General features: G+C 36.0%; 16 protein-coding genes. 10 read left to right on the top strand and 6 right to left on the bottom strand.

What is annotated here, in order from left to right; genetic code table 11:
* Positions 1 to 479 precede the first annotated feature (479 nt).
* On the bottom strand, positions 480 to 1,049 hold the full coding sequence (locus tag DRF59_RS05315; protein WP_115957504.1) for a helix-turn-helix domain-containing protein: 570 nt from the start codon (positions 1,047 to 1,049) through the stop codon (positions 480 to 482).
* A 175-nt stretch (positions 1,050 to 1,224) separates the two neighbouring features.
* Here DRF59_RS05315 and DRF59_RS05310 point away from each other — a divergent pair, with 175 nt between their 5' ends.
* The 6 genes from DRF59_RS05310 (at position 1,225) to DRF59_RS05285 (ending at position 7,647) form a co-directional block, all read left to right on the top strand.
* The gene (locus DRF59_RS05310) at positions 1,225 to 1,932 is read left to right on the top strand and encodes a response regulator transcription factor (protein ID WP_115957502.1); all 708 of its coding nucleotides are present in this window, start codon (positions 1,225 to 1,227) and stop codon (positions 1,930 to 1,932) included.
* A gap of 3 nt (positions 1,933 to 1,935) precedes the next feature.
* The gene (locus DRF59_RS05305; protein WP_115957500.1) at positions 1,936 to 3,336 is read left to right on the top strand and encodes a sensor histidine kinase; all 1,401 of its coding nucleotides are present in this window, start codon (positions 1,936 to 1,938) and stop codon (positions 3,334 to 3,336) included.
* Between the two features lie 196 nt (positions 3,337 to 3,532).
* Complete coding sequence (locus DRF59_RS05300; RefSeq protein ID WP_115957498.1) at positions 3,533 to 4,027, top strand: hypothetical protein; 495 nt, start codon at positions 3,533 to 3,535, stop codon at positions 4,025 to 4,027.
* 23 nt (positions 4,028 to 4,050) lie between these two features.
* A complete protein-coding gene (locus DRF59_RS05295) occupies positions 4,051 to 4,878 on the top strand; it encodes a YoaK family protein (protein ID WP_115957496.1) in 828 nt (275 codons plus the stop codon).
* A gap of 241 nt (positions 4,879 to 5,119) precedes the next feature.
* On the top strand, positions 5,120 to 6,913 hold the full coding sequence (mutL, locus tag DRF59_RS05290) for a DNA mismatch repair endonuclease MutL (protein ID WP_115957494.1): 1,794 nt from the start codon (positions 5,120 to 5,122) through the stop codon (positions 6,911 to 6,913).
* A gap of 5 nt (positions 6,914 to 6,918) precedes the next feature.
* Positions 6,919 to 7,647 carry a rhomboid family intramembrane serine protease gene (locus DRF59_RS05285; protein ID WP_115957493.1) on the top strand — a complete coding sequence of 243 codons (729 nt, stop codon included), beginning with the start codon at positions 6,919 to 6,921 and terminating at the stop codon, positions 7,645 to 7,647.
* 2 nt (positions 7,648 to 7,649) lie between these two features.
* Here DRF59_RS05285 and DRF59_RS21085 read toward each other — a convergent pair whose 3' ends face one another.
* Positions 7,650 to 7,862 (bottom strand): hypothetical protein, encoded by a 213-nt coding sequence (locus DRF59_RS21085; RefSeq protein WP_115957491.1) that lies wholly within the window; start codon positions 7,860 to 7,862, stop codon positions 7,650 to 7,652.
* Between DRF59_RS21085 and DRF59_RS05275 the strand changes: the two genes are divergently transcribed.
* The 4 genes from DRF59_RS05275 (at position 7,861) to DRF59_RS05260 (ending at position 10,468) form a co-directional block, all read left to right on the top strand.
* Positions 7,861 to 8,649, top strand: a complete 789-nt coding sequence (locus DRF59_RS05275; RefSeq protein WP_115957489.1) for an endonuclease/exonuclease/phosphatase family protein — start codon at positions 7,861 to 7,863, stop codon at positions 8,647 to 8,649. The two genes, DRF59_RS21085 and DRF59_RS05275, sit on opposite strands and share 2 nt — an antisense overlap.
* 74 nt (positions 8,650 to 8,723) lie before the next feature.
* Positions 8,724 to 9,695 (top strand): endonuclease/exonuclease/phosphatase family protein, encoded by a 972-nt coding sequence (locus DRF59_RS05270; RefSeq protein WP_115957487.1) that lies wholly within the window; start codon positions 8,724 to 8,726, stop codon positions 9,693 to 9,695.
* A 4-nt stretch (positions 9,696 to 9,699) separates the two neighbouring features.
* Entirely contained in the window at positions 9,700 to 10,062 is a 363-nt protein-coding gene (locus tag DRF59_RS05265) for a hypothetical protein (RefSeq protein ID WP_115957485.1), read from the top strand.
* 28 nt (positions 10,063 to 10,090) lie between these two features.
* Entirely contained in the window at positions 10,091 to 10,468 is a 378-nt protein-coding gene (locus tag DRF59_RS05260) for a hypothetical protein (protein ID WP_115957665.1), read from the top strand.
* A gap of 27 nt (positions 10,469 to 10,495) precedes the next feature.
* On the opposite strand, the gene DRF59_RS05255 is transcribed toward DRF59_RS05260, so the two are convergent.
* The 4 genes from DRF59_RS05255 to ftsZ all read right to left on the bottom strand — a co-directional run bounded on the left by DRF59_RS05255 (position 10,496) and on the right by ftsZ (position 15,417).
* Positions 10,496 to 12,010 carry a GH3 auxin-responsive promoter family protein gene (locus DRF59_RS05255; protein WP_115957483.1) on the bottom strand — a complete coding sequence of 505 codons (1,515 nt, stop codon included), beginning with the start codon at positions 12,008 to 12,010 and terminating at the stop codon, positions 10,496 to 10,498.
* Positions 12,011 to 12,113: 103 nt separating this feature from the next.
* Positions 12,114 to 12,524, bottom strand: coding sequence for a BrxA/BrxB family bacilliredoxin (locus DRF59_RS05250; protein WP_115957481.1), 411 nt, complete (start codon positions 12,522 to 12,524; stop codon positions 12,114 to 12,116).
* 446 nt (positions 12,525 to 12,970) lie between these two features.
* On the bottom strand, positions 12,971 to 13,417 hold the full coding sequence (locus DRF59_RS05245) for a GatB/YqeY domain-containing protein (RefSeq protein ID WP_115957479.1): 447 nt from the start codon (positions 13,415 to 13,417) through the stop codon (positions 12,971 to 12,973).
* Positions 13,418 to 13,506: 89 nt separating this feature from the next.
* Positions 13,507 to 15,417, bottom strand: a complete 1,911-nt coding sequence (gene ftsZ, locus DRF59_RS05240) for a cell division protein FtsZ (protein WP_115957477.1) — start codon at positions 15,415 to 15,417, stop codon at positions 13,507 to 13,509.
* Positions 15,418 to 15,483 lie beyond the last annotated feature (66 nt).

Here is a 15,483-nt window from a genome sequence, read left to right as displayed (position 1 = left end):
AATTTTAATATATATAAATATTTTGTATTAAGTATTGATTAACAAATACGTCTGTTTTGTTACACTTATTTTACGTTTAAACCTACTAATACCAATCTTTGAAAACAGACTGAAACAAGGTTTAAATTCACTATTTCAATACTTTTACAAATATTTTCCTGAAAATAAATGGAATAGAAACCTTCCAAAACAGGCTTGTCTTTACTTAATATTTCGTTCATCTTGCAAGAAAACGAGAAAATAAAAGTTGCATATTTGTAAACTTTTGTGTCGTATAGACAGCAGAAATTGAAAAATGGGTTTTATTTTAAACGCAAGATCGTATGGGGTTATATTTTAAGAAACTGAAGACTGCGACGTATTGTTAATGAAGCTTTTTCATATGCCCACAATTAGAGAGAAACAATGAAATTGTTCTACTCATTGCTCCCTTAAGGTAGGAAGTTAAAATAATAAAAAGCTTTACGTTAAAAATGTATTTAAGCAGTATAAAAGTAAAGAACAAGCATCACACAGCTTTCATTGCTGATACTTACCGGAACGTGAGGAAACTTCCCGTTAAAATAAAGAGAATCACCTTCTTTTAAAATGACCTCTTCATTGTCAATCACGTATTTCACTTCTCCTTTAAGGATGTATTTGAATTCCCATGCGTCAGTAATGACCTTTTCTCTTTTAGAATTGGGTTCAAGAGTCAGCAGAACAGCTTCAAAGCCTAAAGAATGAAGACTTTTGCTGAAGATATGCATATACCTGAATCCTTCGGCTTCTACTTCCTTTTCTATAATTTGCTGGCTTTCTTTCGGGACATAAATGAATTTGGCGTTAGATTTTTTCTCAACTCCTTCAAAAAAATAACTGGCGTCAATCTCGAGCGACTGGATCAGATCTAATAAAACAGGAAGAGAAGGAATTGTTCTTCCGTTCTCAATCCTCGAAACCAGACCGTTGCTCACATTCGCTTTGAAAGCCAGTTCGTTAATGGTTAAATTATTCTTTTTTCTAATATCCTTTAATCTCTTGCCGATACCTATTAAAAAGTCATTCATACCGTGTGTAATTTAACCTGGATTATTTTTCGCCATTTTATTAAAAGCAAAGGTAATATTATTCTATAGAGTTTGGATAAAGGAGGAATCAATTCATTGAAAATTATTATTGAGACAAAAGGCTTTTGCCCATCCTAAGAAAATTTCTCTATTTTTGTAAATCTCCTTATTTCATATGAAAAAAATTATTCTTATCGAAGATGAAACCAGTGTGGTATCTTTTATTAAAAAGGGGCTTCAGGAAAATGGATATGAAATTTCTGTAGCATTTGACGGGCGTACAGGAGTACAGTTGGTGCAGGCTAATGATTTTGATCTGGTAATTTTAGACATTATGCTTCCGGAAATGAATGGGCTGGATGTGTGTAAAGAGATCAGAAAAACCAATCAGAGCGTACCTATTCTATTTCTGACAGCTTTGGGAACTTCTGAAAATATTGTTCTGGGCCTGGAAAGCGGGGGAGATGATTATCTGGTTAAGCCTTTTAAGTTTATTGAATTGGTAGCCAGGGTAAAATCATTGTTGAGGAGAAGCCATAACAACGGACCACAGGAAACTATAGAACCGGAGCCTGATAACGAGCATGTATTTCAGTTCTCAGACCTGAAGGTCAATGATTATAGTAAAAAAGTAACCAGGGGGGATGAGGAGATTACCCTTACTTCTACGGAATATAAATTATTGCTGTATTTCCTTAATAATCCTGAAAAAGTAATTTCCAGGGCGGAAATTCTGGACGCGGTCTGGGGGGTAAATTATGAGCTTGGAACCAATGTTGTAGATGTTTACGTGAATTATCTTCGTAAGAAACTGGATAACCATGATGACAATAAATTAATTCATACTGTAATTGGAATGGGGTACGTGCTGAAAAAATCATAACAGATGTTTAATAAAGTGATCACAAATCAAACCAAAACAATGGTTCTTTTAATGTTGGTTTTTACCGCCATTATATTGCTGTTCAGTGGATTGGTTTATTTTTCGATCGTTAACTTTTCACATCAGAGGTTTTATGAGCTGTTAAAGATCCGTACAGCTACCATTGTTCAGATAGAAAAAAGTAAAGATCACCTCGATCTTCCTGAAAATTATATTCTCAGCAATCTGAATGATGAAGAACTTCCCATGGAAAAAGATTATGTTTTTGCTGTGCCTACTGATTCCAATTTCAAAAAAATATCCCAGGAGGTTCATATTCCTGCCTATTTTTTTAAAAATATTATCAAGGAAGGAGAATCCAATTATAATGATAAAGAATTCTATTATATCGGGCAAAGCTTTAAATATGACAATAAAGATTATATTGCTATTGCTTCTGCCAAGAATCATTATGTGATCTATTATCTTGGATTTTTAAAAAGAACACTGCTTACCTGTATTGTTTTGTCTTTATTCTTCAGTATGATTTTTTCCTTTTATCTTTCAAAGACCTTATTTAAGCCTATTCTAAAAATTACCGGAAAAGTAAAGGAGATCAGTTCTGAAAACCTTCATTTACGTTTAGAGCCTCAGCCCGATAATAAAGAGCTGAATGAACTGGTAGATACATTCAATGATATGCTTAACCGCATTGAGACCTCATTTGAAACCCAGAATCATCTCATAGGAAATGTATCACATGAGTTGAGAACTCCGTTAACTTCGATTATGGGGGAAGCGGATGTCGCCCTCTCTATCAACAGAACACCGGAAGAATATCAAGAAACTCTTGGGATCATCCTGGATGAAGCTGAGAAACTCGATAAAAAAATCAAGGCCTTATTAATGATTGCCCAAACCGGTTTTGACGGAAAGATCCAGAAAATGGATAAGGTAAGAATGGATCAACTGCTCTGGGATGTTATTGAAACCCTGAGAAGAATTGATTCAAGGAATAATATCTACCTGGATATCAGTATGCTTCCCGATAATCCGAAAAAGCTTAAAGTACAGGGAAATGAACAGCTGCTTCATCTTGCTGTGGCTAACATTATCAGTAACGGCTGTAAGTACTCCAACTTCCAGCAGGTAAAGGTGTCTTTAGGTGCTACCGATACAGATGTGTACATTATCGTTAAAGATAACGGAATCGGAATTCCGGAAATAGAAATGAACAAAATCTATGATCCTTTTTTCAGAGCTTCCAATACCAATAACTATGAAGGATATGGAATTGGCCTTCCGTTAGCCAGAAACATTGTAAGAATGCATCATGGTGAACTGATCGTCAGCTCCCATGAGAACCAGGGTACCACAGTACAAATGCGTTTCCCGAATTTTTACAGCACACAGAAAGAGATATAGAAGAGTTATCTGGAACCTGTTTTTGATTAGAAACTCACTCTTAGGCACCTTCCATCTTTTCACATTAATTTCCTTAACAATTTTCTAATCTCATTTTAATCTCTTTAATGACATTTTAATCCTATTCCAAAGATCTTTTAATATGGTCGTTCTAGTTTTGTATCATCAAAAATGGTAAACACAAAACAAAAAGAACATGGCTAAAACAATTTTAATTGCAACGGATTTCTCGCTTGAGTCATTAAACATATTAAAAAAGGTACTAAGAGAGAAAGAAGCATCGGAAGATCAGAACCAATATGACATTATGCTGGTTTCAGGGTATGATTCAGGAGATTCTATAAGAGATCTTTTATTTAATACAAAAACTTCAATTTTCAACAGGATAAGACCGGATGAATTCTGTGATGCTTATGGAATCATCAAGAATAAATATTCTCATTTGGTCAATAAGATTATCTGTGATGTATTTACGGGAAGCTTTCAGAGGACATTCAATCAGTATATAAAAGCAGAAAATGTAGAAGAAGCTTATTATTCATCTTCTATTAAGAGCAAAGGAAAAGGGCGGTTTGATATCATTCCTTATATCAAAAAATGTAAAGATCTGCCATCTTATGACATCAGTGTTGAGATCAGGGAGAAGCTTCCGGAAAGAGGAAAGCTTGCAGAGATCTTTGTAGAGGCTTAAGTAAACACAATTAAAATAAAAATATGTTAAGAAATTATAGTAACAGCAGGACACTTGGAGACAATATCAGACTGGGGACGCTGACTGCATTTACAGCAGGTACTATAAATATTGCATCCCTATTAATATTTCTTTCGTTTACGTCAAATGTGACAGGACATTACGCTATACTGGCAGCGGAAATCAGTAAAGCAAACTGGGCACAGGTTGCAGTGGTTGGAGGATGGATTTTTTTATTCTTTTCCGGAAGCTTTGTATCCAATTTTATTGTAATTAACTTTAATAAAAAGAGTAAATATTTTGCCCATGCAATGCCCATCGTATTGGAAATCATATGTCTTCTTTTTGTTGGAGTATATGGGCAGCTGTATTATCAGAAAACGCTGGAAGAAACAGAATACCTGGTAGCACTGATGCTGTTTGCTACGGGACTTCAGAATGGATTAACAGCAAGTATCTCGAATTTTTCAGTGAAAACAACCCATCTGACGGGAACCACTACTGACCTTGGAATTCTGGTTTCCATGTTTACTCAGAAAAAGTACAGGAAGAACGGAGAGCTGATCGGAAGGGCAAAACTGCTGATGAGTATCATGATTGCTTATGTTTTAGGGGCCGTTTTTTCGGGATTAACATATTATTATCTTGAATTCAGGGTATTTTATGTAATCAGTGTATGTCTGCTGATTGTTATCGGATATGATGCATATAAAATTCATGTACGACATTTTAACACCAAATACAGGTATAACAGAATTTATAAAAAACCGAACCTCGTTGCCTATCTGTATGAAAAAATCCATGGTATCCCTAAAAGAGAAAAAAAGAGAAAACTCGTTTTTGAGGACTAATATAGAATGATAATATAATATCACTATTAATTTTTGTATAAACTAGCTGTGAATCAATCCTCTATTTGTGTGAAAACAATAGGGGATTGTTCTTTTAGAAAAACCGTTGTTATAAACGGTTTAGTGTATAGATTGTAAAAAGGTGCATTGTTGAAATGTTGATAATTAAATATTAATTCACGGTTTTAATGTTTTAATTCCCGTTTTCATTGACTATTTTTGTAAGTTGATTTACGTTTTTATGTCAGATATTATTCAACTTTTACCGGATCATGTGGCTAACCAAATTGCAGCAGGAGAAGTGGTGCAGAGACCTGCATCCATTGTAAAGGAGCTTTTGGAGAATGCAATAGATGCAGAGGCTACGAAAATAGAACTGATTCTCAGGGATGCCGGAAAAAACCTGATCCAGGTAGTAGATGACGGAAAAGGAATGTCCGAAACGGATGCAAGAATGGCCTTTGAAAGGCATGCTACTTCCAAGATCAGGGGAACAGAAGATATCTTTAAGATCGCGACAAAAGGCTTCAGAGGTGAGGCTCTTGCTTCTATTGCAGCGGTTTCACAAGTCGAATTAAGAACGAAACAAAAAGATACTGCCATTGGAACAAATATTTATATTGAAGGAGGGGTTTTTCAGTTTCAGGATCCGGTTCAGACAGCAGACGGATCTAATTTTTTGGTAAAAAACCTATTCTATAATGTTCCTGCAAGAAGAAAATTCCTTAAAAATAATAATATTGAGTTCAGGCATGTAATTGATGAATTTCAGCGCGTTGCACTGGCTCATGAAAATCTGGAATTCTCATTGTTTCATGACGATGAACCGGTTTTCAGATTAAGGAAAGGAAGCCAGATGCAGCGTATAGTAGATATTTTCGGAAGGAAATTACAGCCACAGCTGATTCCTATAAAAGAAGATATTATCTGGTGTAAGCTTCATGGGTTTGTTGCTAAACCGGAAGGAGCAAAAAAATCAAGAGGAGAGCAGTTTCTTTTTGTTAACGGAAGATATTTTAAGAGCCCATATTTTAACAAAGCAGTTCAGGAAGCTTTTGAAGGGCTGCTTTTACCAGGATATGTTCCTACATTTTTCCTTTATCTGGAACTTGATCCGGAAAAAATAGATGTTAATATCCATCCTCAGAAAACAGAAGTTAAATTTGAAGATGAACATCTTATCTTTGCTTTGCTTCGCTCTACAATAAAAAGATCTTTGGGGATTTATAACGTTTCTCCAAGTCTTGATTTTGACAGGGATCCTGAGCTTGATGAAATGATGAATAAGCCGGTCCCAAGCAAAAGTAATGGTGGAGGCGGAGTTATTAAAATGCCGGAGATCATTGTAGATAAGGATTATAATCCGTTTTTGGAAGAAAAAACAGTTGTTCTTCCGGAAGAGATACAGAATCTTACGGAAATGTATCATCAGAATATTACAGCAGAACCTTCCAAGATCAATCTGTTTGAAGATGAAGACTTTGATGAGGATCTGATGAGGCTTCCGAACGGATATTGGCTGTTCAATAAAGGAGATGTAACACTGATGTTGGACCTGGGCAGGATGCACAGGCTTGTCGTTTCTGAAAATAACAAATCGTCATCTGGCAAAAAATCAAATACAAACAGCCATGCACTTTTGTTTTCTCTGGAATACCATATGAATGAAATAGAAAAGACTAAATATAATTCTATTAAAAAATATCTTCCGGAGCTTGGGTTTGACATGAAAATTGCCCATGAAAGCGTTCTGAGAATAGATTCACTTCCGGAAGGGCTGAAAGAGACACAGGCCATGAAATTCCTCGAGAATCTTTTTGAGATCCTGGAGTATAAAACGGAAGAAGAATTTATGCAGTATTATCAGAACCAATGGAATAAAATGCAGTCGAAGTCAAGATTTGACTTCCTTTATAAGAAGGATGCCGAACAGCTGATCAAGGATTTTACAGCACTGGGATTCCCTGAATTTTTACCAGATGGGAAAAGATGTTTTTACGAAGTTCCGTTTAATGACTTTAAAAATAAATTTTAAAAAAGATGTTTAATAATATACCGCCGATTACAAGAAATATAATCATCATTAATGTCATTGTATTTATTGTTACCAGTCTTCTTGGAAATCAGGTGATCGGTTATCTTGCCGGCTTTTATCCTTTTTCTCCATTTTTTCATTCATGGCAGATAATTACCCACATGTTTATGCATGGGAGTATTATGCATATTTTGTTTAATATGCTAACATTATTCAGTTTTGGACCTATTCTGGAACAGACATTAGGGGACAGAAAGTATTTAATACTTTATTTCGTGAGTGGATTAGGAGCCTTTTTTCTGTTTAATCTGTGGAATTTTGTGGAAGCTCAGCAGATTTCTAATGAATTACAGCAGCTTGGCTTCAATGTAAGTGCATATCTGTCCGGAGCAAATGTAGAGTTTACGGGAGGTGCAGATGAGGTTCTCAGACAAAAAGAATTACTGGAAAGCCTGAAGGCTATTGTAGCCACTCCAATGGTAGGTGCTTCGGGTGCTATTTTTGGGGTGGTGGCAGCTTTTGCAACACTTTATCCCGATTCAAAAATCATGATGATGTTTATCCCGATTCCAATGAAGGTAAAGTATCTGATGCCTATTGTTATTATTGTTTCCATATATCTTGGAATTTCCGGAAACGGAGGAGGTATTGCTCACCTGGCTCACGTAGGAGGAGCATTGGTAGGATGGCTTTTGGCACGAAACTGGAAGAAGCACTTGTACAGATTTAATTAAAACTATTTTGTGAAAGTTTTCCGGCTTATAATACTGATACTGCACCTGGGAATTTTGTTCCTGCTGTTAGGTTCTTTAATGAACGCGTATATTCCCCCCAGAATATTTCCATGGTTTAATTTGCTTTCTTTAGGCTTTCCTGTCCTGATGATAGCATATATAATATTGACTGTTTTTTGGGTATTAAGTTGGAAAAAAAGGGCATTTGTTTTCATGTTTGCAGGCTTGTTTTTTTTAAGTCCCGTAAAGCGATGGATTAATTTTTCTACTGATAAAAAAGAAAGTGCTGATATCAAAGTGATCTCCTTTAACGTAAAAAATGGCGTGATGGGAAAAGAGGAGCTGCAGAAATATCTGGTTGGTCAGGAAGCAGATGTTATCCTTTTACAGGAAGATGGAGGAGGGAATTTTCCAATGTTGAAAGATTATAACAAAACGGATTCAAAAAAAGGATTAACCATCTTTACAAAGCATAAAATTCTTAATAATAAGGAAATTGTTCTTGATGAAAATGAAATTCTTCCGGCTATTCAGGCTGATATTGAAATAAAAGGGAAAGTATATCGGTTTGTAGATGTGTATCTTCATCCTTTTAAGTTTGAAAAAGACATGATTACACTTACGGGGAATACGGATACTAATGAGCAGAAAATGAAGGATGTTATAAGACGGCTTATACCTACTTTCAAAAAACATCAAAAACAGGCTGACCTTATTTACCAAGCTGTTGAAAATTCTCCCTATCCTGTTATTTTAGGAGGGGATTTCAATTCAGTTCCCAATTCTTATGAATACTATCACTTGTCATCAGGCCTTGAAGATGCATTTCTGAATGCCGGAAAAGGTAGTGCTACAAGCTTTCACGAATATAAATTTCCAATACGAATAGATTATATATTTTCTTCAAAATCCATACGTCCGGTTTCCTATGCAGTTGACCGTTCTGTCAGACTTTCAGATCATTATCCTGTGATTTCACAGTTTCATTTAGGCCGCAAATAATCATAAAAAAAGTTAATTTTTTATTTCTTGGTAGGGTTTTTGCTTAAAAAAATCCGTACCAAGACCGTTTTTTCATGAAGTCGAATCAGATACTGCTGTTTATACATATTGTTATTGCTGTTTTATTGCTCTGCACATTAGGGAATGCGTGGATTCCACCAAATATTCTGGGGAACCTTAATCTTCTTTCTCTGGGTTTTCCGTATCTGATTGTAGCCCATTTAATTCTTACTGTTGTATGGATTTTTAAACAGAAAAAAGTTGCAATTGCTTTTGCTTTGGGAACGTTCCTGTTTTATAATCCGATCAGAAGATGGGTCAACTTTTCTCCTAAAACAGAGAATATAAAAACAATACGGGATATCAAAGTACTGACCTTTAACGTAAAATACGGAGACTATGGCTGGGATAAGGTAAAAAATTATATCCGGGAGCAAAATGCCGATATTGTGCTGGTACAGGAAAAAGATACAAACAGAGCTTTAAGACAGGATTTGATTAAATATCCTTCAGTTATTCTTAAAACAAAGCATAAAATTGTAAGACAGGCTGAAATTATTGAAGAACAGGCAAGAGGAAACTCTTTCTATGCAGATATAGATATTAACGGGAAAATTATAAGAATTGTAAACGTTTATCTGGAGCCATTCCGTCTTAATAAATCTATGTTTATGAAGCTGGATGGTTTAGGAATGGGAAATATTTCTACGCTTCTTTCTCATATGGTCCCTACATTTCAGGCCCATGAAGATCAGGTGAAAAAGATTAGAAAAGTGATAGACCTGTCTCCATATCCTGTGATTCTGGCAGGGGATTTTAATTCTGTGCCTAATTCCTATGAGTACTATAATCTTGGAAAAGATCTTCAGGATGCATTTTTAGTAGCCGGAAAAGGGAGTGCGAGCAGCTTTCATGATTATAAAGTACCGTTGCGAATAGATTATATTTTCAGTTCAAAATCAATTATTCCTCTGAGTTATAAAGTAGATCAGTCTGTGAAATTATCGGATCATTATCCTGTAATTGCAGAATTTCTGCTAAATTAGTTCCATGAAAAATTTATTGTTTGCAGTTTTTGTTTTTTCCACTCTTTTCACTGCCTGTTCCAAGAAAGAATCTGCCGGATTTGGTGCAGAGCAGGAGCTTAAAATAAACTATGATACTACAGCGATAGATTCGTTCTCCACAGGAGCTGTTTCAGTGGATATAGCCCGAAAGATAAGGATGTCTTCCCCGCAGTATCTGGATTCAGTAAAACAGGCCGTAAAACTGCAGGAAGAGGAAAAAAAGCTTAAAGAAGAACTGGAGAAGGAAAATAAACAGAAACAGGAAGAAGAAAAGAAAAAGACAGAGGCTGATAAAAAGCAAAAAATTTCTGAAGCTCCAGCCGGTAATGAAACCAAAACAAACTGATAAAAAACATCAATTAAAAATATACAATATGAGAAAACAAATTTTAGCAGCTATGGCTATCTCTGTGTTTATGGTAGCATGCACCAAATCAACTACAAAAACAGAACAGGTAGAAAACCCTGACGGATCAGTCACCACTACTACCACTACTGTTACGGAAACATCAGCTCACGTTGATACCTCAAAAATCAACAAGGCAAAAGAAGATGTTAAAGTAAAAGTAGATGAGGCCGGAAATAAGATTGATAACGCAGCCCAGAAAACAAAAGAAAATCTTAATGAGGCTGGGAAAGATATCAAACAGGGCGCACAGGAAATTGGAAAAGATGTAAAAGATGCAGCTGCGAAAAGTGCTGCAAAGGTAGAAGAAGGTGCTAAAAAATTAAAAGAAGATTTAAATAAATAAAAAATGCGATCAGAAAGATCGCATTTTTTATTTATTTAAATCCAGTAAAGAATCAATATATTCTCTGTCATTACTTAATCTTGGAACCTTGTTTTGCCCTCCTAGTTTTCCTTTGGATTCCAGCCAGCGATAAAAAAGATTAGGCTTGGCAATATGTACAACAGGTCTTTTAAGTGTTATATTATTGTATCTTTTTGCCTCATAGTCTGAATTTATGGTCTTCAGGTGCTGATCAAAAACGTCGATAAAGTGCTCGATGTTGTCCGGATAATGACTAAATTCAAAGATCCATTCATGAGCACCGCTGTCATTTTCTTTCATGAAAATCGGCGCTCCTGTGAAGTCGGTAACATGAGCTCCGGTAGCTTCACATGCTTTGGCAAGAGCAGACTCTACATTGGTGATCATCAGCTCTTCTCCGAATGCATTGATATAATGCTTTGTTCGTCCTGTTATTTTTATCCTGAAAGGACTGGTAGAAGTAAATATGACAGTATCACCTATCAGGTATCTCCAGAGTCCGCCATTTGTTGTAATGACCATAGCGTAATTTTTTCCGACTTCCACATCTTCAAGGTTGACTATTTTGGGATTGGAAAAGTGGAACTGATCCATTGGAATAAACTCATAAAAAATACCATAATCAAGCATAAGGAGCATCTCATCACTATCTGAACGATCCTGTATCCCAAAAAAGCCCTCAGAAGCATTATAAATTTCGTAATAGTTGATGTTCTTTCCAATAAGCTGCCTATATTGATCCCTGTAAGGTTTAAAGCTTATGCCACCATGGAAAAATACTTCCAGATTAGGCCATAGCTCTGAAATGTTTTGTACTCCGGTCTCTTTCACGACCCTCTGGAGGAGCACCATCATCCAGCTCGGTACCCCGAGAATGCTGCCTACATCCTCGTTTTTTACCTCAGAAGTAATGGCCTTTAACTTACTTTCCCATTCAGACATCAGCGAGACCTTTTTACTTGGTGTAGTAGTAATTTCCACCCAAAACGGAAGATTATCGATCAGTATGGCTGAAAGGTCTCCAAACTTGGTGTTGAAATCGGCATACAGTTCGGAACTTCCTCCCAACCGTAGGTTTTTATTGGTGAAAAGTTGGTTTTCAGGATGATTATTGGCATAAATGGATACCATATCCTTACCGGCTTTCATATGACAGTATTCAAGACTTTCTGCAGAAATAGGAATGAACTTGCTTTTTGCATTAGTCGTTCCTGATGATTTTGCAAAATGTTTGATAAGTCCCGGCCAGCTTACATCCTTATGCCCCTGCCTTGCTTTTTCAATAAAGGGTTCAAAATCTTCATAAGTTACGACCGGAACCTTAGTTTTAAAGTCCTGATAGCTTGAAATAGAATTAAATCCATATAATTTACCATATTCCGTGTCTTCAGCATGGAAAAGCTGTGAAAACAATATACCCTTTTGTGTTTCAATAGGATGATCTATGAAATTCTGTATCTGATCTATCCTTTGGCGGATAAACCAGTTAACTACGGTATTGAAAAGTGCTTTGGTTGCCATTTCAACAAATATAATAATATTTGATTTTTCAGGGAATTTTTATCGTGTTAAATAAAAAAGCCGTTACAAAATGTAACGGCTGATGATATTTATTTATTATTATTTAGCAGTATTCATCATAAGCTGCCTGCAAATTTGCAGCAATAGCTCCTGCCGGGTTGCCCTCAATATGATGTCTTTCAAGCATGTGAACAAGTTCTCCATCTTTGAAAAGCGCAACACATGGAGAGCTTGGAGGGAAAGGAGCAAGGTGTTTTCTTGCCTCTACCACAGCTTCCGTATCAAATCCTGCAAAAACAGTAGTAAGGTGATCAGGTTTTTTATCTCCTGTCAAAGAGTATACCACCCCTGGTCTTGCAGCACCTGCGGCACAACCACATACGGAGTTGATTACTAATAATGTAGTTCCGGGTTGCTTTAAAGCTTCTTCTACCTGAGCCGGAGTTGTTAAATCCTGAAAACCTTTATCTGTAAGTTCAGCCTTCATAGGCATTACTAAATCTGTTGGATACATATTTTTTGTTTTTATCTGTACAAAGTTAAACAATTCTTTACGTTTGATCAATATATAATAACTATCAATAGATTAGTCATATAAAATTAACTGAATGTTAATAATTTATATATATTCATAAAAATGTGAATTAATTGTAGGAATAATAAAATATATTTATTAAATTTGAAATGATTCTGAAAAAACAAACGACCATGAAAAAAACATTTAAGGCTTTCCCTCAAGCTAACACATTATTTAGCTCTGTTTAATATAGCTGCTAAATAAATTTTTCAGTTTATTTAAAACTGAATGACAAAACTTAAATATCCAATAAAATGAATCCCGGGACTAAAAGTTCCGGGATTCTTTAATCAAATCGATATGCAAAGGTTGTATATCCTGTTAGGGTTGAAAACATATATTCAGGCTATAAGGATAACCTTAAGCCAGAAGATATGATTCTGTTATGAAAGAAGCCTTTTAGCCGTCTCAGAAATGCTCTTTCCATCTGATTTCCCGGCTAATGCTTTTGAAGCGACTCCCATTACCTTCCCTAAATCCTTAATAGATTCAGCTCCGGTTTCTGAAATAATATTTTTAATTTCTGTTTCTAATTCTTCTGCAGAAAGCTGTTTTGGTAAAAACTGCTCAATAACTTTCATCTGAGCATCTTCTACTTCGGCAAGGTCATTTCTTCCCTGTGCTGTAAACTGGTCGTAAGAATCCTTACGTTGTTTTACCATTCTCTGAAGAATAGCTATTTCCTGTTCTGCGGTTACTTCGGCTCCTACAGCCTCCGTTTTAAGCAGCAATATCTGAGATTTTACAGCGCGTAGAGAATCCAAAGCTACTTTGTCTTTAGCTCTCATTGCTGTTTTTATTGCTTCGTTTATTGTATTTTCTAAACTCATAGTTTTGGCTTTAGGCTTTAAGCAATAAGCAGTAAGCCCTTTGATTCGGCTGGAATAGCCTGTAGCTTACTGCATACAGCTTATAGCGTTTAATCTACGTCTTTATTTAAAAACCTGTTTTCTCTGATCTGCATGGAGCCGTTATTATCAGACAGATATGTATTTATATTCTGGTCTGAAGCGTTTGTTCCGTCAATTGAGATATTTTTTCTTTTGAAGGCAGGCACGGATTCGAATTCGCTTGTGCTGTCAAAGCTTTGATAACGTGAGTTAAATTCTTTAAGTTTATTCCTTCTTTCCATTACTTTTTCCTGATCTACTGCCTTATTCACGAAAGTAAACTCTGATTCTTCCGTTTTTGGTGATTCAATTTCTGTTTTCTTTTCAAAGGCAGTTTTTGATTCTGCTTTTGGTTCTTCCTGCTTTTGGATAAAAGTTTCAACCTTTTGTGCAGGCTCAGCTATGGCACTTGCAGGTGCATTAAATTCAGCCTTAGGTTGTCCAAAGTCGGTTTTCGGCTCATTTCTGACAGGATCGTTTACAAAGAAACTGAACTCAACTGGTTTTTCCTGTGAAAATGAATTACTGAATGTATTTCCTGGCTGTGGTTCTTCTTTTTTATTGTCAAAGTCAAAAGTGAAAGACTGAATCTCAAGATCGTTAGGGTCTTCATTTTCATCAATAGAAAACAGACTGTATTCATTCTGCTCGTTTTCTGCTTCGTTTCTCCAGTTTTGCTCCGGAGTATTCAGTGTATCTTCTTCTTTATCAAAGAATTTGATTTCAGTTTTAATTTCTTCTTCTTCAACAATCATTTTTTTTTCAGAAGAGGTGATGTTGAATGGTGTGTCATGTTCTTCATCATCCAGTCTGAAAAGATTTTTTCCTCCGAAATCGTGTGTTGCTTCAGGAGCAGCTTCTCTTTCTTCTCTTGTTTTAAAAGGGGAAGATTTAGGAGACTCAAAACTATCGTTCAGGCTGATTCTTATTTTCTCTGTAGGTCCGGCAAATTTTTTATTTTCATTAGAGAATCCTGTAGCAATAACAAGAACGCTTACCGCATCTCCAAGTTCTTCATCTGCACCAACCCCGAAGATAATATCAGCAGTATTTCCAGCTTCTTTCTGGATATGGTCCATAATCACACCGATTTCGTCCATGGTAACTTCTTCTGCACCACTTCTGATCAGTAATAGAACGTTTTTAGCCCCGGTAATTTTATTGTCATTCAATAATGGGGAATCCAATGCTTTTCTTACTGCTTCCTCGGCTTTATTTTCACCTGAAGCAATACCGGTAGACATTAAGGCCGTACCTGAATTTTGAAGTACAGATTTAGCATCTCTAAAGTCAATGTTTACATCAAAGTACCCTGTAATAACTTCTGCCATGCCTTTCGCAGCATTGGTTAAAACTTCATCAGCTTTTGAGAACCCCTGCTTGAATCCAAGATTTCCGAACTGTTGTCTTAATTTATCATTATTAATAACAATCAGGGAATCAACATTATTTCTTAATTTATCAAGTCCGTTTTCAGCCTGCTCCAGCCTCCTTTTACCTTCGAAACTAAAAGGAACAGTAACGATACCAACGGTTAAGATACCCATATCCTTTGCTACTTTTGCAATAACAGGGGCTGCACCTGTACCTGTACCACCTCCCATTCCGGCAGTAATGAATACCATTTTAGTGTTCTGGCCCATAGCGGCTTTGATATCTTCAATACTTTCGATTGCTGATTTTTCACCTACTTCAGGGTCAGCTCCGGCACCAAGACCTTCCGTAATGGAAGTTCCCAACTGAACTTTATTTGCAACAGGGTTATTATCTAGAGTTTGAGCATCCGTATTACAGATCACGAAGTCAACCCCGTGAATACCTTTTTCGTACATGTGCTTTAGGGCGTTGTTTCCACCGCCACCTACACCGATTACTTTTATGATCGATGAATTTCCTTTTGGTAAATCAAATGAAAATCCTTGTGTACCTATATTTTCCATAACTATACTTTTTACAATTGATGAATGATGAGTGAGGGTTGATAAATCAATTATCAGTTATCATCT

Source organism: Chryseobacterium flavum (assembly GCF_003385595.1).
Classification (GTDB): domain Bacteria; phylum Bacteroidota; class Bacteroidia; order Flavobacteriales; family Weeksellaceae; genus Chryseobacterium; species Chryseobacterium flavum.
This window is presented reverse-complemented; position numbering and strand designations above follow the sequence as displayed.

Coding starts and splice junctions, on each gene's coding strand:
- DRF59_RS05270 (WP_115957487.1), top strand. CDS start 8,724: ATGAAGTCGAATCAGATACTGCTGTTTATACATATTGTTATTGCTGTT.
- DRF59_RS05245 (WP_115957479.1), bottom strand. CDS start 13,417: ATGAGTTTAGAAAATACAATAAACGAAGCAATAAAAACAGCAATGAGA.
- DRF59_RS05275 (WP_115957489.1), top strand. CDS start 7,861: ATGTTTGCAGGCTTGTTTTTTTTAAGTCCCGTAAAGCGATGGATTAAT.
- ftsZ (WP_115957477.1), bottom strand. CDS start 15,417: ATGGAAAATATAGGTACACAAGGATTTTCATTTGATTTACCAAAAGGA.
- DRF59_RS05260 (WP_115957665.1), top strand. CDS start 10,091: ATGAGAAAACAAATTTTAGCAGCTATGGCTATCTCTGTGTTTATGGTA.
- DRF59_RS05305 (WP_115957500.1), top strand. CDS start 1,936: ATGTTTAATAAAGTGATCACAAATCAAACCAAAACAATGGTTCTTTTA.
- DRF59_RS05300 (WP_115957498.1), top strand. CDS start 3,533: ATGGCTAAAACAATTTTAATTGCAACGGATTTCTCGCTTGAGTCATTA.
- DRF59_RS05255 (WP_115957483.1), bottom strand. CDS start 12,010: ATGGCAACCAAAGCACTTTTCAATACCGTAGTTAACTGGTTTATCCGC.
- DRF59_RS05250 (WP_115957481.1), bottom strand. CDS start 12,524: ATGTATCCAACAGATTTAGTAATGCCTATGAAGGCTGAACTTACAGAT.
- DRF59_RS21085 (WP_115957491.1), bottom strand. CDS start 7,862: ATGAAAACAAATGCCCTTTTTTTCCAACTTAATACCCAAAAAACAGTC.
- DRF59_RS05285 (WP_115957493.1), top strand. CDS start 6,919: ATGTTTAATAATATACCGCCGATTACAAGAAATATAATCATCATTAAT.
- DRF59_RS05295 (WP_115957496.1), top strand. CDS start 4,051: ATGTTAAGAAATTATAGTAACAGCAGGACACTTGGAGACAATATCAGA.
- DRF59_RS05310 (WP_115957502.1), top strand. CDS start 1,225: ATGAAAAAAATTATTCTTATCGAAGATGAAACCAGTGTGGTATCTTTT.
- DRF59_RS05265 (WP_115957485.1), top strand. CDS start 9,700: ATGAAAAATTTATTGTTTGCAGTTTTTGTTTTTTCCACTCTTTTCACT.
- DRF59_RS05315 (WP_115957504.1), bottom strand. CDS start 1,049: ATGAATGACTTTTTAATAGGTATCGGCAAGAGATTAAAGGATATTAGA.
- mutL (WP_115957494.1), top strand. CDS start 5,120: ATGTCAGATATTATTCAACTTTTACCGGATCATGTGGCTAACCAAATT.